The 23,536-nt window shown below is 60.8% G+C and carries 21 protein-coding genes; 10 read left to right on the top strand and 11 right to left on the bottom strand.

What is annotated here, in order from left to right; translation table 11 throughout:
• The first annotated feature begins 32 nt into the window (after positions 1-32).
• From JOE29_RS00835 to hutG, 7 genes are all read left to right on the top strand, one after another.
• Entirely contained in the window at positions 33-884 is an 852-nt protein-coding gene (locus tag JOE29_RS00835) for a proline/glycine betaine ABC transporter permease (protein ID WP_003343849.1), read from the top strand.
• Positions 881-1,711, top strand: a complete 831-nt coding sequence (locus JOE29_RS00830) for a glycine betaine/L-proline ABC transporter ATP-binding protein (protein WP_003343854.1) — start codon at positions 881-883, stop codon at positions 1,709-1,711. Before JOE29_RS00835 ends, JOE29_RS00830 begins: the two co-directional genes overlap by 4 nt.
• Before the next feature lie 12 nt (positions 1,712-1,723).
• Positions 1,724-3,265 (top strand): histidine ammonia-lyase, encoded by a 1,542-nt coding sequence (gene hutH / locus JOE29_RS00825; RefSeq protein ID WP_074997586.1) that lies wholly within the window; start codon positions 1,724-1,726, stop codon positions 3,263-3,265.
• Positions 3,266-3,319: 54 nt separating this feature from the next.
• Entirely contained in the window at positions 3,320-4,867 is a 1,548-nt protein-coding gene (gene hutH / locus JOE29_RS00820; protein WP_044312460.1) for a histidine ammonia-lyase, read from the top strand.
• A 102-nt stretch (positions 4,868-4,969) separates the two neighbouring features.
• On the top strand, positions 4,970-6,346 hold the full coding sequence (locus JOE29_RS00815; protein WP_003426903.1) for an amino acid permease: 1,377 nt from the start codon (positions 4,970-4,972) through the stop codon (positions 6,344-6,346).
• A gap of 15 nt (positions 6,347-6,361) precedes the next feature.
• On the top strand, positions 6,362-7,567 hold the full coding sequence (gene hutI / locus JOE29_RS00810; RefSeq protein ID WP_210078709.1) for an imidazolonepropionase: 1,206 nt from the start codon (positions 6,362-6,364) through the stop codon (positions 7,565-7,567).
• An 11-nt stretch (positions 7,568-7,578) separates the two neighbouring features.
• Positions 7,579-8,379 (top strand): N-formylglutamate deformylase, encoded by an 801-nt coding sequence (hutG, locus tag JOE29_RS00805; protein WP_210078708.1) that lies wholly within the window; start codon positions 7,579-7,581, stop codon positions 8,377-8,379.
• A gap of 116 nt (positions 8,380-8,495) precedes the next feature.
• On the opposite strand, the gene JOE29_RS00800 is transcribed toward hutG, so the two are convergent.
• Positions 8,496-10,748 (bottom strand): heavy metal translocating P-type ATPase, encoded by a 2,253-nt coding sequence (locus tag JOE29_RS00800; protein ID WP_210078707.1) that lies wholly within the window; start codon positions 10,746-10,748, stop codon positions 8,496-8,498.
• A gap of 86 nt (positions 10,749-10,834) precedes the next feature.
• Here JOE29_RS00800 and cadR point away from each other — a divergent pair, with 86 nt between their 5' ends.
• Positions 10,835-11,281: a Cd(II)/Pb(II)-responsive transcriptional regulator gene (cadR, locus tag JOE29_RS00795; RefSeq protein WP_010434512.1), complete on the top strand. Its 447-nt coding sequence runs from the start codon at positions 10,835-10,837 to the stop codon at positions 11,279-11,281.
• A 21-nt stretch (positions 11,282-11,302) separates the two neighbouring features.
• On the opposite strand, the gene JOE29_RS00790 is transcribed toward cadR, so the two are convergent.
• The 6 genes from JOE29_RS00790 to JOE29_RS00765 all read right to left on the bottom strand — a co-directional run bounded on the left by JOE29_RS00790 (position 11,303) and on the right by JOE29_RS00765 (position 17,691).
• Positions 11,303-12,199: a hypothetical protein gene (locus tag JOE29_RS00790; RefSeq protein ID WP_116866614.1), complete on the bottom strand. Its 897-nt coding sequence runs from the start codon at positions 12,197-12,199 to the stop codon at positions 11,303-11,305.
• A gap of 3 nt (positions 12,200-12,202) precedes the next feature.
• A complete protein-coding gene (locus tag JOE29_RS00785; RefSeq protein ID WP_003316420.1) occupies positions 12,203-12,400 on the bottom strand; it encodes a hypothetical protein in 198 nt (65 codons plus the stop codon).
• A 76-nt stretch (positions 12,401-12,476) separates the two neighbouring features.
• Positions 12,477-13,448: a thymidylate synthase gene (locus tag JOE29_RS00780; RefSeq protein ID WP_210078706.1), complete on the bottom strand. Its 972-nt coding sequence runs from the start codon at positions 13,446-13,448 to the stop codon at positions 12,477-12,479.
• A 52-nt stretch (positions 13,449-13,500) separates the two neighbouring features.
• Positions 13,501-14,313 (bottom strand): prolipoprotein diacylglyceryl transferase, encoded by an 813-nt coding sequence (lgt, locus tag JOE29_RS00775; protein WP_003343867.1) that lies wholly within the window; start codon positions 14,311-14,313, stop codon positions 13,501-13,503.
• Between the two features lie 597 nt (positions 14,314-14,910).
• The gene (ptsP, locus tag JOE29_RS00770; RefSeq protein ID WP_003427436.1) at positions 14,911-17,190 is read right to left on the bottom strand and encodes a phosphoenolpyruvate--protein phosphotransferase; all 2,280 of its coding nucleotides are present in this window, start codon (positions 17,188-17,190) and stop codon (positions 14,911-14,913) included.
• 21 nt (positions 17,191-17,211) lie between these two features.
• Complete coding sequence (locus JOE29_RS00765) at positions 17,212-17,691, bottom strand: RNA pyrophosphohydrolase (RefSeq protein ID WP_002555745.1); 480 nt, start codon at positions 17,689-17,691, stop codon at positions 17,212-17,214.
• Between the two features lie 142 nt (positions 17,692-17,833).
• Between JOE29_RS00765 and JOE29_RS00760 the strand changes: the two genes are divergently transcribed.
• Positions 17,834-18,490 carry an HAD family hydrolase gene (locus tag JOE29_RS00760; RefSeq protein ID WP_058445901.1) on the top strand — a complete coding sequence of 219 codons (657 nt, stop codon included), beginning with the start codon at positions 17,834-17,836 and terminating at the stop codon, positions 18,488-18,490.
• 13 nt (positions 18,491-18,503) lie between these two features.
• Here JOE29_RS00760 and JOE29_RS00755 read toward each other — a convergent pair whose 3' ends face one another.
• Positions 18,504-18,932 (bottom strand): DUF2269 family protein, encoded by a 429-nt coding sequence (locus JOE29_RS00755; protein ID WP_016569245.1) that lies wholly within the window; start codon positions 18,930-18,932, stop codon positions 18,504-18,506.
• A gap of 164 nt (positions 18,933-19,096) precedes the next feature.
• Complete coding sequence (gene ilvA, locus JOE29_RS00750; RefSeq protein WP_058877217.1) at positions 19,097-20,611, bottom strand: threonine ammonia-lyase, biosynthetic; 1,515 nt, start codon at positions 20,609-20,611, stop codon at positions 19,097-19,099.
• 160 nt (positions 20,612-20,771) lie between these two features.
• Between ilvA and rpiA the strand changes: the two genes are divergently transcribed.
• Positions 20,772-21,443 carry a ribose-5-phosphate isomerase RpiA gene (gene rpiA, locus JOE29_RS00745; protein ID WP_003396784.1) on the top strand — a complete coding sequence of 224 codons (672 nt, stop codon included), beginning with the start codon at positions 20,772-20,774 and terminating at the stop codon, positions 21,441-21,443.
• Positions 21,444-21,488: 45 nt separating this feature from the next.
• On the opposite strand, the gene JOE29_RS00740 is transcribed toward rpiA, so the two are convergent.
• Complete coding sequence (locus JOE29_RS00740; protein ID WP_024661944.1) at positions 21,489-22,394, bottom strand: SdiA-regulated domain-containing protein; 906 nt, start codon at positions 22,392-22,394, stop codon at positions 21,489-21,491.
• Between the two features lie 126 nt (positions 22,395-22,520).
• Positions 22,521-23,465, bottom strand: a complete 945-nt coding sequence (locus JOE29_RS00735; RefSeq protein WP_010406618.1) for an SdiA-regulated domain-containing protein — start codon at positions 23,463-23,465, stop codon at positions 22,521-22,523.
• Positions 23,466-23,536: the final 71 nt, after the last annotated feature.

Below are 23,536 nucleotides of genomic sequence, written 5' to 3'. Positions count from 1 at the left end.
TTGACCCGACACACCTCATTTGAGAGCCGCTTATGTTTCCTGAAAGCTTCACTTTCTCGATCGCCAACTGGGTCAACGATGGCGTCGACTCACTGGTCACGCAGTACGGCGATGTGTTCCGGCACATCTCCGACACCCTGCTATGGGCCATCGTCAACCTCGAAGGCCTGCTGCGCATGGCGCCGTGGTGGCTGATGCTGATGATCGTCGGCGGCATTGCCTGGCACGCGACACGCAAGATCGTCACGACGCTGGTCATCGTCGGCCTGCTGTTTCTGGTCGGTGCGGTCGGGTTGTGGGACAAGCTGATGCAGACCCTGGCGCTGATGCTGGTCGCCACGATCATCGCGGTGCTGATCGGCATTCCGCTGGGCATTCTTTCGGCACGCAGCAATCGTCTGCGCTCGGTGCTGATGCCGCTGCTCGACATCATGCAGACCATGCCCAGCTTCGTGTACCTGATCCCGGTGCTGATGCTGTTCGGTCTGGGCAAGGTTCCGGCGATCTTCGCCACAGTGATTTACGCCGCGCCGCCGCTGATTCGTCTGACCGATCTGGGCATTCGCCAGGTGGATGGTGAAGTAATGGAGGCCATCAACGCGTTCGGCGCCAATCGCTGGCAGCAACTGTTCGGTGTGCAACTGCCGTTGGCGATGCCGAGCATCATGGCCGGGATCAACCAGACCACCATGATGGCGCTGTCGATGGTGGTGATTGCCTCGATGATCGGTGCACGCGGGCTTGGTGAGGACGTTCTGGTGGGCATTCAGACCCTCAACGTCGGGCGCGGGCTGGAAGCGGGCCTGGCCATTGTCATTCTGGCGGTCGTCATCGACCGTATCACGCAGGCCTATGGCCGCCCACGGCATGAGGCGCACAAATGAGCAGCGTGGAACCGAACAAAATCGTCGTCAAAAACGTATTCAAGATCTTCGGCAACCGCTCGAAAGAAGCGCTGGAGTTGATCAGGCAAAACCAGAGCAAGGACCAGGTGCTGGCCCAGACCGGCTGCGTGGTCGGGGTCAACGACCTGTCGCTGTCGATCGGCAGCGGCGAAATCTTCGTCATCATGGGCCTGTCCGGCTCGGGAAAATCGACGCTGGTGCGTCACTTCAACCGGCTCATCGACCCCACCAGCGGCGAGATTCTGGTCGATGGCGAAGACATCCTGCGTTACGACATGGAGGCCTTGCGCCAATTCCGCCGGCACAAGATCAGCATGGTGTTCCAGAGCTTCGGCCTGCTGCCGCACAAGACCGTGCTGGCCAACGTGGCCTACGGCCTGACCGTACGTGGCGAGAGCAAGGCGCTGTGTCAGGAACGCGCGCAGCACTGGATCACCACCGTAGGCCTCAAGGGCTATGAAAACAAATACCCGCACCAGCTTTCCGGCGGCATGCGTCAGCGTGTAGGTCTGGCCCGCGCACTGGCCGCCGATACCGACATCATTCTGATGGACGAAGCATTCAGCGCCCTCGACCCGTTGATCCGCGCCGAGATGCAGGACCAGTTGCTGGAGCTGCAAGCCAGCCTGCACAAGACCATCGTGTTCATTACCCACGATCTGGACGAGGCCGTGCGCATCGGCAATCGCATTGCGATCCTCAAGGACGGGCGATTGATTCAGGTCGGTACGCCGAAAGAAATCCTCCACTCGCCCGCCGACGATTACGTGGATCGTTTCGTTCAGCGCCGCGTAGCCACCCTTTAAGGACCGTTGCAGATGTCGCGAGCAGAACAGATCGTCATCGGTGAAGCACCTGCGGGCTGGCAGGACGTGGTCGCCGTGGCCCGACATGGCGCAAAACTGGCCCTGTCGGATGCTGCCTGGGCACGGATCGACAACGCTCAGGCCATCGTGCAGCGCATCGTCGTCAGTGGCGAGCGTGCCTATGGCGTGAACACCGGGCTCGGCGCGCTGTGCAATGTGTCACTGCAAGGCGACCAGCTCAGTCGTCTGTCGCGCAATACCCTGCTCAGCCATGCCTGCGGCGTCGGTGCGCCACTGGCCGACGAGCAGACCCGTGCAATCATCTGCGCCGCGATTCTCAACTACAGCCAGGGCAAGTCGGGCATTCACCGGCAAGTGGTCGAAGCGCTGCTGGCCCTGCTCAACCGGGGCATCACGCCGCAAGTACCGGCGCAGGGCTCGGTGGGTTACCTGACGCACATGGCGCACGTCGGTGTTGCGTTGCTGGGCATCGGCCAGGTCAGCTATCGCAGGCAGATCGTCCCGGCCGAGCAGGCCCTGAATGAAGAAGGTCTGGCTCCGGTTATCCTCGGCGCCAAGGACGGATTGTGCCTGGTCAACGGCACACCGTGCATGACCGGCCTGAGCTGTCTGGCCATTGCCGATGCCGAGCACCTGAGCCAATGGGCCGACGTGATCGGCGCGATGAGCTTCGAAGCCCTGCGCGGCCAGCTGGACGCGTTCGATGCAAGCATCCTCGCCCTCAAGCCGCATCCGGGCATGCAAAAGGTGGGCAAGAACCTGCGCACTTTGCTGGCCGGCAGCGAAGTGCTCGCCAGCAGCGAAGGCATTCGTACCCAGGATGCGCTGAGTATTCGTTCGATTCCCCAGGTGCATGGCGCCACGCGCGACCAACTGGCTCACGCCACTCGCCAGGTCGAGATCGAGCTCAATTCAGTCACCGATAATCCGCTGCTGCTCGGCACGCCCGAGGCTTTCCGGGTGGTGTCCCAGGCCAATCCACACGGCCAGTCGGTGGCCATGGCGGCAGACCTGCTGTGCATGGCGATGGCCGAGCTGGGCTCGATCGCCGAACGACGCCTGGACCGCCTGATCAACCCGATGGTCAGCGGCCTGCCGGCGTTTCTGGTCACCCAGCCGGGGGTCAACTCGGGAATGATGATCGTCCAGTACGTCGCCGCTTCGCTGTGCGCGGAAAACCGCCAAATGGCGCAACCGGCCGTGGTCGACAACTACGTGACCTCCGGTCTGCAAGAAGACCACCTGAGCCTGGGCACCAGCGCTGCGCTCAAGCTGCACAAGGTGCTGGGCAATACCACGCAGATTCTGGCCATCGAGTATTTGCTCGCGGCCCAGGCATTCGAATTTCTCAAGACACAGGGTTTTGGCGTGGGCACCGGTGCCGCGTGGCGACTGCTGCGCGAGCGCATCCCGGCCTATGACGAAGACCGCTGGCTGGCTCCGGACATCGCCAGCAGCGCGGCCCTGATCAAAGACGAAGCGTCGCTGGAAAGGGTTTTCCAGCACTGCCGTAACAACGCGGCAGGCCTATAAAAACAGCGTATGGCCACAAGCCGTCGCTGACATTCATCAAGGAGTAGCAGCATCGTGACCACCTTATCTGCCAAGACGCTGAACCTGATCCCCGGCAAACTGACCCTGGCGCAACTGCGCGATATTTATCTGCAGCCGGTCAGCCTGACACTGGACAGCAGCGCAGACCAGCAGATCGACGACAGCGTCGCCTGTGTCGAGCGCATTCTGGCCGAGAACCGCACCGCCTACGGCATCAACACCGGCTTTGGCCTGCTGGCTTCGACGCGGATTGCCAGCGAAGACCTGGAAAACCTGCAGCGTTCGCTGGTGCTGTCGCATGCGGCCGGTGTCGGTCAGCCGATCAGCGATGAGCTGGTGCGTCTGATCATGGTGCTCAAGGTCAACAGCCTGAGCCGCGGCTTCTCGGGCATTCGGCGCGTGGTCATCGACGCCCTGATTGCGCTGATCAATGCCCAGGTCTACCCGCATATTCCGCTCAAGGGCTCGGTCGGCGCTTCCGGTGACCTGGCACCGCTGGCGCACATGTCCTTGGTGCTGCTGGGCGAAGGCAAGGCGCGCTACAAGGGCGAATGGCTGAACGGCGTCGACGCGCTGGCGGCTGCCGGGCTGCAACCGCTGACCCTGGCGGCCAAGGAAGGGCTGGCACTGCTCAACGGCACGCAAGTGTCTAGCGCCTACGCATTGCGCGGCCTGTTCGAAGGCGAGGACCTGTTCGCGGCGGCTCTGACCTGCGGCTCGCTGACGGTTGAAGCGGTACTGGGTTCGCGCTCGCCCTTCGACGCGCGCATTCATGCCGCACGCGGTCAGCGCGGACAGATCGACGCGGCGGCCTGCTACCGCGACCTGCTCGGCGAAAGCAGTGGCATATCCGAGTCGCACCGCAACTGCGACAAGGTTCAGGACCCTTACTCGTTGCGCTGCCAGCCACAGGTCATGGGCGCATGCCTGACCCAACTGCGTCAGGCCGCCGAGGTGCTGGAAATCGAAGCCAACGCGGTGTCCGACAACCCGCTGGTGTTCGCCGCCGAGAACGACGTCATATCCGGTGGCAATTTTCACGCCGAGCCGGTCGCCATGGCGGCGGACAACCTCGCGCTGGCCATCGCCGAGATCGGCTCGCTCAGCGAAAGACGCATTTCGCTGATGATGGACAAGCACATGTCGCAGTTGCCGCCTTTTCTGGTGGCCAACGGCGGCGTCAATTCCGGGTTCATGATCGCGCAGGTGACCGCCGCCGCACTGGCCAGTGAAAACAAGGCATTGGCCCACCCGCACAGTGTCGACAGCCTGCCGACCTCGGCCAATCAGGAAGACCATGTGTCGATGGCCCCGGCCGCCGGCAAGCGTTTATGGGAAATGGCAGAAAACGTTCGCGGGATTCTTGCCGTAGAATGGTTGGCTGCCTGCCAGGGTCTGGACTTGCGTGAGGGCCTGAAAACCTCTCCGAAGCTGGAGCAAGCCCGCAGCCTGTTGCGCAGCAAGGTCCCGTTCTATGAAAAGGACCGCTTTTTTGCACCGGACATCGAAGCTGCCAGTCAGCTGTTGTCCTCCACTTGCCTGAACCCGTTGGTTCCTGCACGTCTGCTACCCAGTCTGTGATGCACCGCGAGCCTGGCAGGGCTCGCTTTGGTCATCGCTGCGGGAAGCCGGATGCAGGCGTTCTCGCGGCTTTTGCCATACCTGTAATGAAATGGACCTGAAATGACGTCACAAGATGGTTTGAAACGCGGGTTATCCGCCCGCCACATCCGCTTCATGGCCCTGGGCTCTGCCATCGGTACAGGGTTGTTCTACGGCTCGGCCTCGGCGATTCAACAGGCCGGGCCTGCCGTACTGCTGGCTTACCTGATCGGCGGCGCGGCGGTGTACATGGTGATGCGCGCGCTCGGCGAAATGGCGGTCCACGACCCGGTGTCCGGTTCGTTCAGCCATTACGCCACCCGCTATATGGGCCCGCTGGCCGGCTTCGTGCTCGGCTGGACCTACGCGTTCGAGATGATCATCGTCTGCCTGGCCGACGTGACTGCATTCGGCATCTACATGGGCTTCTGGTTTCCGGAAGTACCCCGCTGGATCTGGGTGCTGGGTATCGTCTTTCTGATCGGCGCGCTCAACCTGTGCAACGTGAAAGTCTTCGGTGAAACCGAGTTCTGGCTGTCGATCCTCAAGGTCAGCGCCATCGTGGCGATGATCGTCGCAGGCTTCGGCATCATGATCTTCGGTATCGGCAGCTCGGCCAGCGGCAGCGAAATCGGCATCAGCAACCTGTGGGCGCATGGCGGCTTCATGCCCAACGGCGTCACCGGTCTGATCGCCTCGTTCGCAGTGGTGATGTTTGCCTTCGGCGGCATCGAAATCATCGGCATTACCGCAGGCGAAGCGAAGGACCCGCAGCGCAGCCTGCCGCAAGCGATCAATGCCGTGCCGCTGCGCATTCTGCTGTTCTACGTGCTGACGCTGTTTGTGCTGATGTGTATCTACCCGTGGCCGCAGATCGGCACGCAGGGCAGCCCGTTCGTGCAGATTTTCGATAACCTGGGCATCGCTTCGGCGGCGACCATCCTCAACATCGTGGTGATCTCGGCGGCCGTGTCGGCGATCAACAGCGACATCTTCGGCGCAGGCCGCATGATGTATGGCCTGGCCCGTGAAGGTCAGGCGCCCGCCAGTTTTGCCCGCGTGTCGCGCCATGGCGTGCCGTGGATGACCGTGCTGGTCATGGGTATCGCGTTGCTGGGCGGCGTGCTGCTCAACTACCTGATCCCCAAGGATGTGTTTCTGCTGATCGCTTCGCTGGCCACCTTCGCCACCGTGTGGGTCTGGCTGATGATTCTGCTGACGCAGGTCGCCATGCGCCGCTCAATGAACCGCGAGGAAGCGGCACAGCTGAAATTCGCCGTGCCGTTCTGGCCTTACGGGCCTGCGGCCGCCATCGCCTTCATGCTGTTCATCTTCGGCGTGCTGGGCTACTTCCCGGACAACCGTGCAGCCTTGATCGTCGGCGCAATCTGGATCGTGCTGCTGCTCATCGCCTACGCTGTGTGGGTCAAGCCCAAGGCGCTCAACAACACTCATTGATCAACGAGGCCTGGAATGAAAACGCTCTGGAAAAACTGTCACATCGCAAGCATGGCGCACGGCAAATACTCGACCATCGAGCATGCCGCCATCGTGACCTCCGGAGCGCTCATCGAGTGGGTCGGGCCTCAGGCCGAGCTGACCGAGCCGGAACATGACAACTGCATCGATCTGGGCGGTGCATGGGTCACGCCCGGCCTGATCGATTGTCACACCCATACCGTGTTCGGCGGCAACCGCAGCGGCGAGTTCGAACAGCGTTTGCAGGGTGTGAGCTACGCCGAGATCGCCGCAGCGGGCGGCGGTATTGCCAGCACGGTGCGTGCGACGCGCGACGCCAGCGAGGATGAGCTGTACGCCAGTGCCGAGCGCCGTTTGCGGCATCTGCTGAAAGACGGCGTCACGACCGTCGAGATGAAGTCGGGCTACGGGCTGGACCTGGAAAACGAGCGCAAGATCCTGCGGGTGATCCGGCGTCTGGGCAACACCCAGCCCGTCACCGTGCGCGCCACCTGCCTGGCCGCCCACGCGCTGCCACCGGAATACGCCGATCGCGCCGACGATTACATCAACCACATCTGCAACGACATGCTCCCGGCACTGGCAGCCGAAGGGCTGGTCGATGCAGTAGATGCTTTCTGTGAATACCTGGCGTTTTCGCCTGCGCAGGTCGAGCAGGTGTTCATCACCGCGGGGCAGTTGGCGCTGCCGGTCAAACTGCATGCCGAGCAGCTGTCGTCATTGGGCGGATCGAGCCTGGCTGCGCGCTACAAGGCGCTGTCGGCGGATCATCTGGAGTTCATGACCGAAGACGACGCCATCGCCATGGCCGCTGCCGGAACCGTCGCGGTGCTGCTGCCAGGCGCGTTTTACTTCCTGCGTGAAACACAACTGCCGCCGATGGACGCGCTGCGCAAGCACGGCGTGCCGATTGCGATTGCCACCGACCTCAACCCTGGCACGTCGCCGGGCCTGTCATTGCGCCTGATGCTGAACATGGCCTGCACGCTGTTTCGCATGACGCCCGAAGAAGCACTGGCGGGGGTGACGTTCAATGCGGCCAAAGCGTTGGGCATGAGCGCGACCCACGGCTCGCTGGAGGTTGGCAAGGTCGCGGATTTCGTCGCCTGGAACATCGAACGACCGGCTGATCTGGCCTACTGGCTGGGCGGCGATCTGGACAAACGTATCGTGCGCCACGGCGTCGAATCATCGATCTGAAGGAGAGCCCTGTGGATAACGTTCTGACATTCAAGCGTGGCCGCATTCCGCTGCTGATCAGCATGCCGCATGCCGGTCTGAAACTGACCCCGGTGGTCGAAGCCGCGCTGGTGGACGAAGCCTTGAGCCTGCCGGACACCGACTGGCACATTCCGCGTCTGTATGACTTCGCCGCCGAATTGGGCGCCAGCACGCTGGCCGCCGAGTACTCGCGTTTTGTCATCGACCTCAACCGACCCGCTGACGATAAGCCGATGTACGTCGGCGCAACCACCGGGCTGTTTCCGTCGATTCTGTTCGATGGCGTGCCACTGTTCAAGGACGGCCAGACGCCCAGCGCCGAGGAGCGGGCGCAGTATCTGGAGCAGATCTGGATGCCGTATCACCAGACGCTGGAGCAGGAACTGCAGCGCATGCGTAACGAGTTCGGTTATGCGCTGCTGTTCGACGCCCACTCGATTCGCGGCCATATTCCGCACCTGTTCGATGGCCGCCTGCCGGACTTCAACCTGGGCACCTTCAATGGCGCAAGTTGCGACCCGGAGCTGGCCAGCCGAATGGAGCAGGTCTGCGCAGCGGCCAAGGACTACAGCCATGTGTTGAACGGACGCTTCAAGGGCGGCCACATCACCCGCCACTATGGCGACCCGGCCAACAACATCCACGCCGTACAGCTGGAGCTGGCACAAAGCACCTACATGGACGAATTCGTGCCCTTCCACTACCGCCCGGACCTGGCCGAGCCGACCCGCGCCGTGCTCAAGCCACTGCTGGAAACCTTCATTGCCTGGGGACAAGAGCGCTTCGGCTGACAACGTCGGACGCAGAGCGTGGAGCGATAGCCGGTGGCCACGATTATCGTTCCCATGCTCCGCGTGGGAATGCCGTTCCGGACGCTCCGCGTCCGCCCTTCAAAGTTCCCGCCTGATCACTTCTTGAGCAAGCGCAAGCCGTTGAACACCACCAGCAAGCTCACGCCCATGTCGGCAAACACTGCCATCCACATGGTCGCCAGGCCCGCAAAGGTGATGCCGATGAACAGCACCTTGGTCACAATGGCCAACACAATGTTCTGTTTCAGCACGGCCGATGTCCGGCGTGAAAGCGCAATGAACGTTGGTATCTTGCGCAGATCATCGTCCATCAGGGCGACATCTGCCGTCTCGATAGCCGTATCGGTGCCTGCAGCGGCCATCGCGAAACCAATCTCCGCACGGGCCAGCGCAGGGGCATCATTGATACCGTCGCCCACCATGCCTACCCGGTGATTGCGGCTGTAAAGCGCCTCGATCGCACTGAGCTTGTCGGCAGGCAGCAGATTACCCTGCGCTTCATCGATGCCAACCTGATCGGCAATCGCCTTGGCCGTGTGCGGGTTATCGCCGGTCAGCATGACCGTCTTGATGCCCAACTCGTGCAACTGGGCGATGGCTTCACGGCTGGTCTCCTTCACCGTATCGGCGACGGCAAACAGCGCAATCGGACCCGAGGCATCGAGCAACAGCACCACGGTCTTGCCCTGCATTTCCAGCGCATCGAGCCTGGCTTCCAGCTCCGGCGAACACAGGCCCAGTTCTTCCACCAGGCGATGGTTGCCCAGGTGATACATCTGGCCATTGATCTCGCCTTTCACACCGCGCCCACCCAATGCCTCGAACGCACTGACTTCATACAGCGTCAGGCTGCCATCGGCGGCCTTGGCAATCGCTTGGGAAACCGGGTGATCCGAACGCCCGGCGAGGCTTGCGGCAATCCCCGGCGCGCTATCGGAGACAGCAGGGTTCAAAGGCACATAATCAGTCTGCACCGGCTTGCCGTGGGTCAGCGTGCCGGTTTTATCAAGCGCCAGGTAATCGAGCTTTTCGCCCATTTCCAGATAAACGCCACCCTTGATCAAGATACCTTTGCGCGCCGCCGCAGCCAGACCGCTGACGATGGTCACCGGCGTGGAAATCACCAGCGCACATGGGCAGGCCACCACCAGCAGCACCAGCGCCCGGTAGATCCAGTCATACCATTCGCCACCGAAGAACAGCGGCGCGACCAACGCCAATGCCAACGCAACGACGAACACCACTGGTGTATAGATACGGGAAAAGCTGTCGACAAAGCGCTGGGTCGGCGCACGCGAACCCTGCGCCGCTTCCACCGCATGAATGATGCGCGCCAGCGTCGAGTTGTTCGCAGCGGCGGTGACGCGGTATTCCAGCGAACCGGCCTGGTTGATGGTGCCCGCGAAAACCTTGTCGCCGACAGTCTTCTCCACTGGCAGGCTTTCACCGGTAATCGATGCCTGATCAATCGTCGAGCTGCCAGACACCACCTCACCGTCAAGCCCGACACGCTCGCCGGGCTTTATCCGGACGATAGCCTCCAGTTCGACGCTTTTGGCTTCGACTTCCTGCCAACTGCCATCCGCCTGCTTGACGGTGGCAAGCTCAGGCGTCAGTTGCATCAGGCCACTGATCGCATTGCGCGCACGGTCCAGGGACTTGGCTTCGATCAACTCAGCAATGGTAAACAGGAACATCACCATTGCAGCTTCCGGCCACTGACCGATCAAAATGGCGCCGGTCACCGCGATGCTCATCAGTGCATTGATGTTCAGGTTGAAGTTCTTGAGCGCGATCCAGCCCTTCTTGTAGGTCGTCAGCCCGCAACTGAAGATCGACACCAGTGCCAGCAAGGCAACCACCCAGGTCGGGCCGAGCGATGCAAAATGGACTACCTCTGCACCCAGCGCCGCAACGCCGGACAACGCCAGCGGCCACCAGTGTTTCTTCACCACCGGCGCCGATTCGGTAGACGCTGCACCCGCCTCGACCGGCTCGGCCTGCATGCCTAGCGAACTGATGGCCTCACGAATCGGGTCGGTGGACGGCAGGTCGTGCCAGACGCCCAACATGCGGTTGATCAGGTTGAATTCCAGCTTCTGCACACCGGCCAGCTTGCCCAGCTTGTTCTGGATCAGCGTCTGCTCGGTGGGGCAATCCATCGCCTCGATACGGAAGCTGCTCAGACGACCACCCGCCGCAGACGCTTCGCCAAAGGTCACTACAGCGGGCTGTGCATCGCTGGAGCAGCACGAATGGGCATGCTCCACGGGCTTTTGCTCGTGCGCGTGCTCGTCGTGATCATGATCGTGGTCATGTGCGGGGGAATTCTTGATCGTCGTGCCCATTCGTTGTGGCTCCAGGATTCTGCTTGTTGCCAAGTGAACACCCTGTAGCCACTATAGGGTCAAGCACTCAAACGAGATGAGTCGAAATGAAAATCGGCGAACTGGCAAAACTGACCGACACCCAGGTCGAAACCATCCGCTATTACGAACGCGAAGGCCTGCTGCCTGCCCCCGCGCGCAGTGACGGCAATTACCGGCTGTATACCCAGGCGCACATGGAGCGCCTGTCGTTCATCCGCAATTGCCGCAGCCTGGACATGACCCTCGAAGAAATCCGCAACCTGCTCAACCTGCGCGACAGTCCGCAGGACCAGTGCGAAAACGTCAACGCCCTGATCGACGAGCACATCGAACACGTCAATGCCCGCGTCGCGAGCCTACAGGCGCTCCAGGAACAACTGCTCGACCTGCGCCGCCGCTGCAGCGATGGCACGACAGAACATTGCGCGATACTGGAAAGGCTGGAAGTGACGGGGGCTGTGGCAGCGCCAGAGGGCGAGCCTTCACATGTGGGGAGGAGTCATGGGCATTGAGACGGGTTTGAGACCTCTGGTTCAGCGCTGCGCGGCCTGCACCACCGCCACAAGCTCAGTGATCGCCTTGACGAGCTGATCCTTGGCAGCTTTCTCTTTCGCTGACTCTTCACCCGCCCGCTCAGAATCTGCGCGCTTGAACGCTTCACGCACCTCATCGCTGAAGATGCTGATCGAGACGATATTTTCCTGCCGAAAACCAATAGGCCTGAGCGGTGTATCACTCGGATAATCGGTCGTGTACACGACTTTAAGGGTGTCTTTATCCCGATAGCCACTGACGGTGGGTATGAGCAGAATCTCCTGATTCACACCCGTCACTTCGGTAGGGGCTCCGACGTCCATGATGTAACCGACGTAGACCTTTCGATCCGCCATCGTGATCATCACTTCTTCCTTGTCGACAAATGCATCGAAAAGCGTCGAGCAGATAGGGCTGTGATCTACAGACTGACCCAGCAGATAGACCGCAATTTCTTCTTTTTTACCCGCGCCCAGTTGCCACTTGAGAATCCTGACAGTAAGAAAAGCTCCGAGGCTTGGCATCGCCAAGGTCAGTAAACCCGACAGGGCAAGGAACACGCCCACCTGGCTAAAATTCCTGCCAGTGATGTCGAAGTCCTGCCCCATTTGACCTAAAGCGCCCATGAAATCGGTGTTCACGGCAAAACAGACTGGCGAGGTCGCGTCCGTCGTTTGGGCCCATTTTGGGCAAAACACACCCCAATCATGCGAGAACAGACCTGCAAGGGCTGCGGTAACAAACATGGCCGCTAAAAAACAGTAGATACCATACCGCCCCACCAGGAAGTAAAGCATCTGGCCTTCATAGCGATGCAGCCTGCAATAAACGGTGGGATCCTTCAGGCACACCAAAAAGCCGCTGACGAGTAGTGGCAGCAGAAGTAAAAAAGCCATTTATCAGGATTCGGCTTGCGGAGTGACCAGTTTTTTAGCCTTATCGCGGGAGGAGCGAACCAAACCTTCGATTTCTTTGGCGTCCATGGACATGCGACCGCCCCTCACCACAAGAGTGTCAATGTTCTTGATTGCCTGCATGAGGGCCGCGTCTTCAGCCTTCTTCGTATCACTACGATGTCCAATCCGATTGAAAAACATAGTCGATTCCGTTGAACAGGGTCAGGGGATTTACGCCAAAACTATAGCACAACGCTCAATTCGCTCTCTTACAGACTCAAACCGCCATCGGCGCCGTCATTGCCGGGTGGTGCTGGTAGCCTTCCAGGGTGAAGTCGGACGGCTCGATCAGTTCCAGCCATTCAGGCTGGTACACACCGGTCTTGGTAAACTCGGGCACGCGGTCGGAGATCACCAGTTTCGGCATCGGGTACGGCTCGCGGGTCATCTGTTCGTTGAGCATGTCCAGGTGGTTTTCGTACACGTGGGCGTCGCCGATGAAGTAGGTGAACCAGCGCGGCGTGTAGCCGGTCAGGCGGCCGATGAGGCTGAGCAGCGCGGCGCCTTCGGTCAGGTTGAACGGCGTACCGAGGCCCAGGTCGTTGGAGCGGATGTACAGCGTCAGCGAGATTTCGCGGGTTTGCGGGTTCGGGTGCAGCTGGTACAGCAGGTGGCACGGCGGCAGGGCCATTTCATCGAGCTGTGCGCAGTTCCAGCCATGGAACAGGATCCGCCGGCTGCCTGGCTCGTTGATGATGGTGTCGACGCACTGGCGAATCTGGTCGATGGCCTTGTACAGGACCACGAAAGACTGACCGTCTTCTTCGGACTCGGCAATCTGACGATACCCCTGGCCCAGCGCCAGTTCGATGGCCGCGACATTGCCGGCATCGATACGCTTGTAGGCTGGCCACTTGCGCCATTGCACGCCATAGATTTCACCCAGATCGTCCTCGCCCTTGCGGAACGGGTTGTTCAGCCACTGAGCGTTTTCGTTGGCGTTCTGATCCCAGACCTTGCAGCCCAGCTCGCGGAATTCGGCGGCGTTGTTTACGCCACGCAGAAAGCCGACCATCTCGCCGATGGCCGATTTGAAGGCCATGCGCCGTGTGGTGATCGCCGGAAAACCTTCCTGCAAGTCATAACGCAGCATCGCACCCGGAAAGCTGATGGTGTTCACGCCGGTACGGTTGGCTTGCAAGGTCCCGTGCTTGATCACATGAGCGACCAGTTCCAGATATTGCTTCATAAATCACCTGCATTGTTGAACGCGCCGGGCGTCTTCACCCGGCGTTTCGGTATTAAACCGCTGCTTTGCTGGCGGACGGGTCGCGCTTGTAGGCCAGCCAGATCAGGAACAGGCCAGCGATGATCATCGGCAGGCTGAGGATCTGCCCCATGGTCACCCAGCCCCACGCCAGGTAACCCAACTGGGCGTCAGGGACGCGGACGAACTCGACCACAAAGCGGAAGATCCCGTAGAACAGCGCGAACATGCCGGAAACGGCCATGGTCGGACGCGGCTTGCGGGCGTAGAGATTGAGGATGATGAACAGCGCAACGCCTTCCAGCGCGAACTGATACAGCTGCGAGGGATGACGCGCCAGTTGCGCCGGGTCGCTAAACGGCGGGAAGACCATGGCCCACGGCACATCGGTCGGCTTGCCCCACAACTCGGCATTGATGAAGTTGCCGATACGCCCGGCACCCAGGCCGATCGGCACCAGCGGGGCGACGAAGTCCATCAGCTGGAAGAAGCTTTTGCCGTTGCGCTTGCCAAACCACCAGGCCGCGATCATTACGCCGACAAAGCCGCCGTGGAACGCCATGCCACCCTTCCAGACCTCGAAGATCAGCAGCGGATTGGCGATGTAGGCCGACAGGTCATAGAACAGCACGTAGCCCAGCCGCCCACCGACAATCACGCCCATGGCCAGCCAGAAAATCAGGTCGGAGAGTTTTTCCTTGGTCCAGGTCGGGTCGAACTTGTTCAGACGACGCGACGCAAGCAGCCAGGCGCCGCCGATACCGACCAGGTACATCAACCCGTACCAGTGAATTTGCAGCGGGCCGATAGCGACGGCTACCGGGTCAATCTGCGGGTAAGGCAGCATTGCGACTCCTCAATTGGAACGCCCTTGCGAGCGACTGAATCAGGCGCGCATGTTACCGGAGCCCGGCAGGATGCTCTAGCGGCGACCGATGGAAGCCGCCTGAACGAAGTGAAAAAAGATGTGCCTGGTGTGTCCAGCCGTAAGGCCTGGGTATGGTTATCGTTCCCACGCTCCGCGTGGTAGGCCGTTCTGGACGCTCTGCGTCCGGTCTTGAAACAGGCGTGTGTGTAAGCTTGCTCACGAAAAGGTAGGTGCAGCAGCTGAATATTTACTAAGCAGTCAGTCTGCCTTCGCGAGCAAGCTCGCTCCCACCGGGGGGGGGGGGCAATGTGTACTCCCTGTGGGAGTGAGCTTGCTCACGAAGGCAATAGCCCAAACGGCCCATTTCCCGAAGCCTGTACCGGCCTCTTCGCGAACAAGTTCGCTCCTACGGGGGCATGTGTACTCCCTGTGGGAGTGAGCTTGCTCACGAAGGCAATAGCCCAAATGGCCCATTTCCCGGAGTCTGTACCGGCCTCTTCGCGAACAAGTTCGCTCCTACAGGGGCAATGTGTACCACTGTGGGAGTGAGCTTGCTCACGAAAGCATTAGTAGCGCTTAGTGCCCTTTGACCGAGCTCGGGTTGATCATCCGCGACAGGCCGAGGTTTTTCAGTGCCAGTTGCAGGGAGCTGCTAATGACTTGCGGGTTGTCGTTGGTCATCAGTTGCGCAAGCAGTTCCTTGGCCTTGCTGAGGTTGATCTGGCGCAGCATCCACTTCACTTTCGGCAGGTTGGTGGCGTTCATAGACAGGCTGTCGAAGCCCATCGCCATCAACAGCACCGCTGCTGCCGGGTCACCCGCCATTTCGCCGCAGATGCTTACCGGCTTGCCCTCGGCATGCGCGTCACGCACCACGCTTTGCAGCGCCTGAAGCACCGCCGGGTGCAGGTAGTCATAGAGATCGGCCACACGCGGGTTGTTGCGGTCAACCGCCAGCAGGTACTGGGTCAGGTCGTTGGAGCCGACCGAGAGGAAGTCCACCTGACGCGCCAGGTCGCGGGTCTGGTAGACCGCCGCCGGCACTTCGATCATGACGCCCACCGGCGGCATCGGTACGTCAGTGCCTTCGTCGCGCACCTCGCCCCAGGCGCGGTGGATCAGGTGCAGCGCCTCTTCCACTTCGTGGGTGCTGGAGATCATCGGCAACAGAATGCGCAGGTTATTCAGGCCCTCGCTGGCCTTGAGCATGGCGCGGGTCTGGACCAGGAAGATTTCCGGGTGGTCGAGGGTGACGCGAATACCGCGCCAGCCGAGGAACGGGTTGTCTTCCTTGATCGGGAAGTAGGACAGCGACTTGTCGCCACCGATGTCCAGGCTGCGCATGGTCACCGGCAGTGGGTGGAAGGCGGCCAGTTGCTCACGGTAGATCGCCAGCTGTTCCTTTTCACTCGGGAAGCGCTGGTTGATCATGAACGGCACTTCGGTGCGGTACAGGCCCACCCCTTCGGCGCCACGCTGTTGCGCCCGCGCCACGTCGGCCAGCAGGCCGGTGTTGACCCACAGCGGCATGCGATGCCCGTCGAGGGTGACGCAAGGCAATTCGCGCAGGGCATCCAGGCCCTGAGAGAGCTGACGCTCCTCCTCCACCACCTTGCCGAACTGCTTGCGCATGATTTCGCTAGGGTTGGTAAAGACTTCGCCATGATAGCCGTCGACCACCAGATTGATGCCATCGACCTTGGAGTATGGGAAGTCCACCAGGCCCATGACCGTGGGAATGCCCATGGCCCGCGCCAGAATCGCAACGTGGGAATTGCCGGAACCCTGAACCGACACCAGGCCGACCAGTTTGCCTTCCGGCACCTCGCCGAGCATGGCCGGGGTCAGCTCTTCACTCACCAGAATCGTGTTGTCGGGATAGACCAGCGCCTGTTGCCGCGCTTCCTGGAGATAGGCCAGCAGACGGCGGCCCAGGTCCTTGACGTCCGACGCCCGCTCGCGCAGGTAGGCATCGTCCATCAGTTCGAAACGTTTGACGTGCTCACTGACCACCGAGCGCAAGGCGCCCTGTGCCCATTGGCCGGTCTTGATGACGTCGGTCACTTCGCTGCCCAGCGAGGCGTCGTCGAGCATCATCAGGTAGACATCGAACAGCGCCCGCTCTTCGGGACGCAACTGGGTGGCCAGCTTGGCTGACAGGGTGCGCATGTCACCGCGTACGCCTTCCAGCGCGTTCTGGAACAACGCCAGTTCGGCGGCGATGTCAGTGACGGTCTTGTCGGGGACCACTTCCAGATCGGCAGGCGGCAGCATGACCACGGCGACACCGACCGCAGCACCCGGCGAACCGGCGACACCGACGAACTTGGCTTCCTGAATGCCCTTGCCCTGACGACCCAGACCGCGGATCGAGCCGGTCGCTTCGGCATGCGCGATAACGCCCGCCAGTTGCGCGCTCATGGTGACCAGGAAGGCTTCTTCGCCCTCGTCGAACTGACGGCGCTCCTTTTGCTGGATGACCAATACGCCGACCACGCGCCGGTGGTGAATGATCGGCGCGCCCAGGAACGAGGCGTAGCGTTCTTCACCGGTTTCGGCGAAATAGCGATAACGAGGGTGATCTGCGGCGTTTTCGAGATTCAGTGGTTCTTCGCGCGTACCGACCAGACCGACCAGGCCTTCATTCGGCGCCATGCTGACTTTGCCGATGGAGCGTTTGTTGAGGCCTTCGGAGGCCATCAGGACAAAGCGGTTGACCTCGGCATCGAGCAGGTAGACCGAGCAGACCTGGCTGCCCATGGCCTCCTTGACGCGCAACACAATAATGCCCAACGCCGCCTTGAGATCCTTGGCGGAGTTAACTTCCTGGACGATCTTGCGCAGCGTATTGAGCATGGCTCGGGGTCGAACTCCGTGTCAGTCGCGCGATAAGAGGCGCGGGGCAAGCTCTTTGAGTGCGCGTCGATACACCTCGCGCTTGAATGTCACCACCTGGCCTAACGGATACCAATAGCTGACCCAGCGCCAGCCATCGAACTCCGGTTTACCGGTCAAATCCATCCGCACCCGCTGCTCGTTGGAGATCAGGCGCAGGAGAAACCATTTTTGCTTCTGACCGATACACAGCGGCTGGCTGTGAGTACGGACCAGTCTTTGCGGCAGACGATAGCGCAACCAGCCCCGAGTGCAGGCAAGTATTTGCACATCATGTCGTTCCAGACCGACTTCTTCATTCAATTCGCGATAAAGCGCGTCTTCCGGCGTCTCCTGCGGGTTGATACCCCCTTGAGGAAACTGCCAGGCATCCTGGTTAATACGCCGAGCCCATAGGACCTGACCAGCATCGTTTGTCAGAATAATCCCGACATTAGGACGGAAACCATCGGGGTCGATCACGGCAACAACCTCGCAAACGCATGTCGCCGCATTGTTCCACAAAGGCGATCAAACCAGCAACGAGGCTTATCACCTTATGTGAAGACTTGTGAAAACCTCGTATTCTGGGGCTCTTTTTTCAACTATTTCAGCGAGTAACCCTATGCGCCTGGCTTTATTCGACCTCGACAACACCCTTCTGGGCGGCGACAGCGATCACGCCTGGGGCGATTACCTGTGCCGGCGCGGGATCCTTGATGCCGCGACCTACAAAACCCGCAACGACGAGTTCTATCAGGATTACCTGGCCGGCACGCTGAACATGACCGACTACCTGAATTTTACTCTGGAGATTCTGGGCAACACTGACATGGCGCAGCTTGCGCAGTGGCATCGCGAGTTCATGCGTGACTGCATCGAACCGATGATGCTGCCCAAGGCGCTGGAATTGATCGCCAAACACCGCGAGGCCGGTGACAAGCTGGTGGTGATCACCGCCACTAACCGCTTTGTGACGGCACCTATCGTGGCGCAACTGGGGATCGATACCCTGCTGGCGACCGAATGCGAGATGGCTGACGGCCGCTATACCGGCCGCACCACAGGTGTGCCCTGCTTCCGTGAAGGCAAGGTGACACGCCTCAATCAGTGGCTGGAAGACAACGCGTTCAGCCTCGAAGACAGCTATTTCTACAGTGACTCGATGAACGACCTGCCTCTGCTGGAGCAGGTGGCCAATCCGGTTGCGGTCGATCCGGACGATAAATTACGTGCCGAAGCCGAGCGCCGCGGCTGGCCGGTGATTACCCTGCGTCACTGAGTGCTGGCAATACTCAGGCCGGTTTGAAGCCCGTCAGACCGGCCATTGCCACGAAGCACACGACGCTGATCACCGTCAGCGCCAGGGTAAAGCCGCGCTTGCCACCTTTGGCACCAAGACGCAACCGATTGAGCCTGGCCACCAGCCAGACCCAACTGCACAGCCCCAGGGTGTAAAGCACGCTGCTGCCCAGCACCCAGGTCTGGCCCAGTGACAGGCCTTTCAAATGCACCAGCCACCAGCCACTGAACGGCAGCGTCGCCAGACACACGGCCATCAACACCCAGAAAAACAGCAACGGCCGCTTGAGCAGGCGATTCTGCACGGTCGTGTCGCCTTCAAGACGCACCTTGACCACCCCGCTGGCCAACACCAGCGCGCTGATCAACAACAACGCGGTGGCGACGATGTGCAAGGTATTGAGGGTGGTGATGGGTTCCATGACGCGGTGTTCCTCTGGAATCGGGCTTGGGTGAGTTTAGCAGTGTGAACACCAGGTTCGCGCCTTAAGCGCTATGGTGCCCATGCTCCGCGTGGGTATGCCGGTCTGGACGCTCTGCGTCCTCTTGTGACGCGGAGCGTGAGGAACGAGAGATATCCACGGCCTTAGCCCAGAAACAGCCTGTACGCCGGGTTCTCGCTTTCGTCCCAATACCGGTAACCGATCTCATCCAGTGCAGCGCCGACCAGATGCCGCTCATCCTCCGGCACGACCAGCCCGGCAACCACCCGGCCATCGGCTGCGCCGTGGTTGCGGTAGTGGAACATCGAGATGGTCCAGCGACCGCCCAGGCGGTTGAGGAAGTTGAACAGCGCGCCCGGTCGTTCCGGGAACTCGAAGCGCAGCACCACTTCATCATTGACCCGCTCGGCATGCCCGCCAACCATATGGCGGATGTGCAGTTTGGCCAGTTCGTTGTCGGTCAGGTCCAGCACCGGGAAGCCTTGCCCGGTCAGGCTGGCGATCAGGGCAGTGCGTGGGTCATTCTCCGGATGAGTCTGCACGCCGACGAAGATGTGCGCCTCGCGGTCGGTGTGGTAGCGGTAGTTGAACTCGGTGATCTGCCGCTTGCCGATGGCCTCGCAGAATGCCTTGAAGCTGCCCGGTTGCTCGGGGATGGTCACGGCAATGATCGCCTCGCGACCTTCGCCCAGCTCTGCACGTTCGGCCACGTGGCGCAAACGGTCGAAGTTGACGTTGGCCCCTGAATCGATCGCCACCAGCGTCTGGCCGCTGACGCCGCGTTGCTCGACATACTTCTTGATCCCGGCCACGCCCAGCGCGCCGGACGGCTCGGTGATCGAACGGGTGTCGTCGTAGATGTCCTTGATCGCCGCGCAGATTTCGTCGGTGCTGACGGTGATCACTTCATCGACATAATAGCGGCACACTTCAAAGGTGTGATGGCCGATCTGCGCGACCGCCACGCCATCGGCAAACAGCCCGACCTGGCTCAGCACCACGCGCTCACCAGCAGCCATCGCCGCCTGCAGGCAGTTGGAATCGTCCGGTTCGACGCCAATGATCTTGATCTCCGGGCGCAGGTATTTCACATAGGCCGCGATACCGGCAATCAGACCGCCGCCACCGACCGGAACAAAGATCGCATCCAGCTGGCCCGGCTGCTGACGAAGAATCTCCATCGCCACCGTGCCTTGCCCGGCGATGGTGTCGGGGTCGTCATATGGATGGATGTAGACGAAGCCCTGTTCGTCGACCAGCTTCAGCGAGTAGGCCAGCGCTTCCGGGAAGGAATCGCCGTGCAGCACCACAGTGGCACCCCGCGAGCGCACACCCTCGACCTTGATCTCCGGCGTGGTGCGCGGCATGACGATGGTCGCCTTGATCCCAAGCTCACGTGCCGCCAGCGCCAGGCCCTGGGCATGATTACCTGCCGAGGCCGTCACCACGCCCCGTGCGGTCTGCTCTGCGGGCAATTGCGCGAGCTTGTTGTACGCGCCACGAATCTTGAACGAAAACACCGGCTGCAGATCTTCGCGCTTGAGCAGCACCTGATTGCCCAGCCGTTCGGACAGCTGGCGAGCGCCTTGCAGCGGCGTTTCGATGGCAACGTCGTAGACGCGCGAGGTGAGGATTTTCTTGACGTACTGTTCAAGCATCGGGGTGGCATCACTGACGAAGCGGGCAAGGTCGGGAAGTCTACTCTGCGCACCGAAAGACGACCATACGAATGACAGGGCTTTGCGGCGCAGTCGCCGCTATAATGCGGGCCTTTTTGCATCCCCCTCTTCTACCTACATCAGGCACCGTGGAGCCCGCATGACCCAGGATCAACTCAAACAGGCAGTCGCTCAGGCAGCTGTCGACTTCATCCTTCCGAAGCTCGATGACAAAAGCATTGTGGGCGTCGGCACCGGCTCCACGGCCAATTGCTTCATCGACGCGCTGGCCAAGCACAAGGCCGCGTTTGACGGCGCTGTCGCCAGCTCGCAAGCCACTGCGGCGCGCCTGAAGGCGCATGGCATTCCGGTCTATGAGCTGAACACGGTCAGCGATCTGGAGTTCTATGTCGACGGAGCCGACGAAAGCGACGAGCACCTGAACCTGATCAAGGGCGGCGGCGCGGCACTGACTCGCGAGAAAATCGTCGCGGCCGTGGCCAAGACCTTCATCTGCATCGCCGACGGCAGCAAGCTGGTACCAGTGCTGGGCGCGTTCCCGCTGCCGGTCGAAGTCATTCCGATGGCCCGCAGCCACGTTGCGCGACAACTGGTGAAACTGGGCGGCGACCCGGTTTATCGCGAAGGTGTTCTGACCGACAACGGCAACATCATCATTGATGTGCACAACATGAGCATTACCAACCCGGTGGAGCTGGAAGCGCAGATCAACGCTATCGTCGGCGTGGTTACCAACGGCCTGTTCGCCGCCCGGCCGGCCGACCTGTTGCTGCTGGGCACCAACGACGGCGTGAAAACCCTGACGCGCTGATAAAACCGGTCGTGCCCACGCAAGGTGGGCATGACCCTCACAGGCTCAAGGCTTGCGGAACACGTAAAACAGGTTCGGCTCGCTCACCAGATACAACGCCCCTTCAGCATCCATGGCCATCCCTTCAGCCTGCGGCACGTCCTTGCTCAGCCCCATCGCCCCTTTTGCCAGCGAGCCGCTGCCAATCGGATGACCACTGGTGTCGAGTTCGAGAATGCGCTTCGACTCATCGGACAACGCCAGCAAATGGCCGCTGGTCTCATCGAATTGCAGGCTGGAGAGGTCACGAACCGACAGTCGGCCATCGCGCTTGCTGTTGGAGATGACCTGCAGATTGCCGGGAGCCTCGGTGTTGGTCTTGGGAAAGCCGCGCACCTCGATGATCTGCACCGGATCACGCTCCCGGGCGACAAACAGGCGCTTGCCCACCGAATCATAGGCCAGCCCTTCATAGCCCTTGTTGCCGCTGGCGGTGATGCCCAGCGTCAATTGTTCTGCCTGGGCGGCGTCCAGACTTTTGGTGTTGTCATCGACGTGAATCTGAATCAGCCGGAGCCGACGCTCATCGCTGATCACGTAAGTGCCCGGGCTGATGTATTCGACGGCCTCTGCATCACCGAAACCCACCAGCGGAATGCGCCGCAGCACACGACCGTCCAGGCTCAGCTCGACCAGTTCGGGGTTCTGATTGGTCACCGTAAACAGGCTCTTGCGGTCCGGGTCGTAGCTCAGGCCCGAGACATCATCCTGCAGCCCGTCGATCACCTGTGCTTCTGTGACGACGCGGTACTGATCCAGACCAATGGACTGAAGCGAGTCGGACTGCCAGAACACCTGCCAGTCGAACAGGGCGCTTTCAACATAGCGGTATCGCTGATTGGCGATCACGAACACGACGATCAGGGGTACAAGGGCCAGAAGCAGAACTAAAGAGCGAGTAGAGCGACGCATGAAGGGTGACTCGGACAGATTGAGCGGACGGGATTGATACCATGCCATCCTGAAAGCAAGCTTAATGGCATGGTGCTATATGTTTGCCGAATGTGTATCGGCGACCTGTGTAGCGGCCGTCCTGGCTCAGTGCTTGTGAAGCGCCCTGTGAAACGAATAGAACAGGTTCGGTTCGCTGACCATGTACAGCGTACCGGCCTCATCGAGGGCCACGCCTTCTGCGCGCGGAATTGTATCCTTCAAACCGTTCATGCCGCCCAACAATGTCATGAAGCTCACCTGCTCGCCTTGCTCGTCGACTTCCAGCAACATGTGCGAATCGGCAGACAGCGCGAGCATGTGGCCCGTGCGCGGGTCGATGCTCAGCGAGGACAGATTGCGCATGTCCAGCGAGCGACTTGATAGCGGCTGCTTGTCGCCTGTCAGCACGTCACTGCCATCACTTTTCCACGTATACAGCGCGGGAGGTCGCTCCTCGCCCAGTATCAGCTGCTGACGCTGTGGGTCCCAGGCGATGCCTTCGTAGCCCTTGTTCTGGTTGGCGGACTTGCCGAGTTCATACTGGGGGAAATCCGCGATGTTCAGGGTGGTGGTGTCGGCATTCACTTTAACGATGGTCAGCTTGTGCTGGCGCTCGTCAGTGATCGCAATCAGGCCATCGTTCATGACGGCAACGCCTTCCGGATTGCTCCAGCCCACCAACGGGATCTTGCGCAGTACATCGCCCGTGAGCGTCAGCTCCACCAGAAACGCATTTTTGCCCATGACCGCAAACAGCGTTTTGGTCACCGGGTTATAGGACAGGTCCGACGCCTCGTCCTTTTCCATGCCGGGCAGCACCTTGGCGTCGATATCCACGTGGTAGTCCGGCAGCCAGATGCTGGCGTGACGGCCTGCCTTGCTCTCGAACCGCTCCTGAAACCAGAGCAGCGCGCGGTCATCCCAATGCATGATGAACGCCAGCCCATAGCCCAGCAAAGCAACCACTAACAACCACGAATACCAACGCATGTTGCGCAGATAAGCGAAGCGTTTTTTGGTACGAGGCGGCGTTGCGGCAGTACTGGCCATTCATGTGTTCCTGAGCAAATGAGACTTCATGACGACGTGGTGCCCTTGCAGGGACGGCCGGATTATCCAGA

Source organism: Pseudomonas sp. PvP009, assembly GCF_017832995.1.
GTDB classification, from domain to species: Bacteria; Pseudomonadota; Gammaproteobacteria; order Pseudomonadales; family Pseudomonadaceae; genus Aquipseudomonas; species Aquipseudomonas syringae.
This window is presented reverse-complemented; position numbering and strand designations above follow the sequence as displayed.

What these genes read in the sequence shown, in the direction of transcription:
- ptsP (WP_003427436.1), bottom strand. Translation starts at nt 17,190, where the DNA reads ATGCTCAATACGCTGCGCAAGATCGTCCAGGAAGTTAACTCCGCCAAG.
- JOE29_RS00785 (WP_003316420.1), bottom strand. Translation starts at nt 12,400, where the DNA reads ATGTTTTTCAATCGGATTGGACATCGTAGTGATACGAAGAAGGCTGAA.
- JOE29_RS00760 (WP_058445901.1), top strand. Translation starts at nt 17,834, where the DNA reads ATGCGCCTGGCTTTATTCGACCTCGACAACACCCTTCTGGGCGGCGAC.
- JOE29_RS00735 (WP_010406618.1), bottom strand. Translation starts at nt 23,465, where the DNA reads ATGGCCAGTACTGCCGCAACGCCGCCTCGTACCAAAAAACGCTTCGCT.
- rpiA (WP_003396784.1), top strand. Translation starts at nt 20,772, where the DNA reads ATGACCCAGGATCAACTCAAACAGGCAGTCGCTCAGGCAGCTGTCGAC.
- JOE29_RS00830 (WP_003343854.1), top strand. Translation starts at nt 881, where the DNA reads ATGAGCAGCGTGGAACCGAACAAAATCGTCGTCAAAAACGTATTCAAG.
- JOE29_RS00740 (WP_024661944.1), bottom strand. Translation starts at nt 22,394, where the DNA reads ATGCGTCGCTCTACTCGCTCTTTAGTTCTGCTTCTGGCCCTTGTACCC.
- JOE29_RS00755 (WP_016569245.1), bottom strand. Translation starts at nt 18,932, where the DNA reads ATGGAACCCATCACCACCCTCAATACCTTGCACATCGTCGCCACCGCG.
- JOE29_RS00790 (WP_116866614.1), bottom strand. Translation starts at nt 12,199, where the DNA reads ATGGCTTTTTTACTTCTGCTGCCACTACTCGTCAGCGGCTTTTTGGTG.
- JOE29_RS00800 (WP_210078707.1), bottom strand. Translation starts at nt 10,748, where the DNA reads ATGGGCACGACGATCAAGAATTCCCCCGCACATGACCACGATCATGAT.
- lgt (WP_003343867.1), bottom strand. Translation starts at nt 14,313, where the DNA reads ATGCTGCCTTACCCGCAGATTGACCCGGTAGCCGTCGCTATCGGCCCG.
- cadR (WP_010434512.1), top strand. Translation starts at nt 10,835, where the DNA reads ATGAAAATCGGCGAACTGGCAAAACTGACCGACACCCAGGTCGAAACC.
- ilvA (WP_058877217.1), bottom strand. Translation starts at nt 20,611, where the DNA reads ATGCTTGAACAGTACGTCAAGAAAATCCTCACCTCGCGCGTCTACGAC.
- hutI (WP_210078709.1), top strand. Translation starts at nt 6,362, where the DNA reads ATGAAAACGCTCTGGAAAAACTGTCACATCGCAAGCATGGCGCACGGC.
- JOE29_RS00815 (WP_003426903.1), top strand. Translation starts at nt 4,970, where the DNA reads ATGACGTCACAAGATGGTTTGAAACGCGGGTTATCCGCCCGCCACATC.
- hutH (WP_074997586.1), top strand. Translation starts at nt 1,724, where the DNA reads ATGTCGCGAGCAGAACAGATCGTCATCGGTGAAGCACCTGCGGGCTGG.
- JOE29_RS00780 (WP_210078706.1), bottom strand. Translation starts at nt 13,448, where the DNA reads ATGAAGCAATATCTGGAACTGGTCGCTCATGTGATCAAGCACGGGACC.
- JOE29_RS00835 (WP_003343849.1), top strand. Translation starts at nt 33, where the DNA reads ATGTTTCCTGAAAGCTTCACTTTCTCGATCGCCAACTGGGTCAACGAT.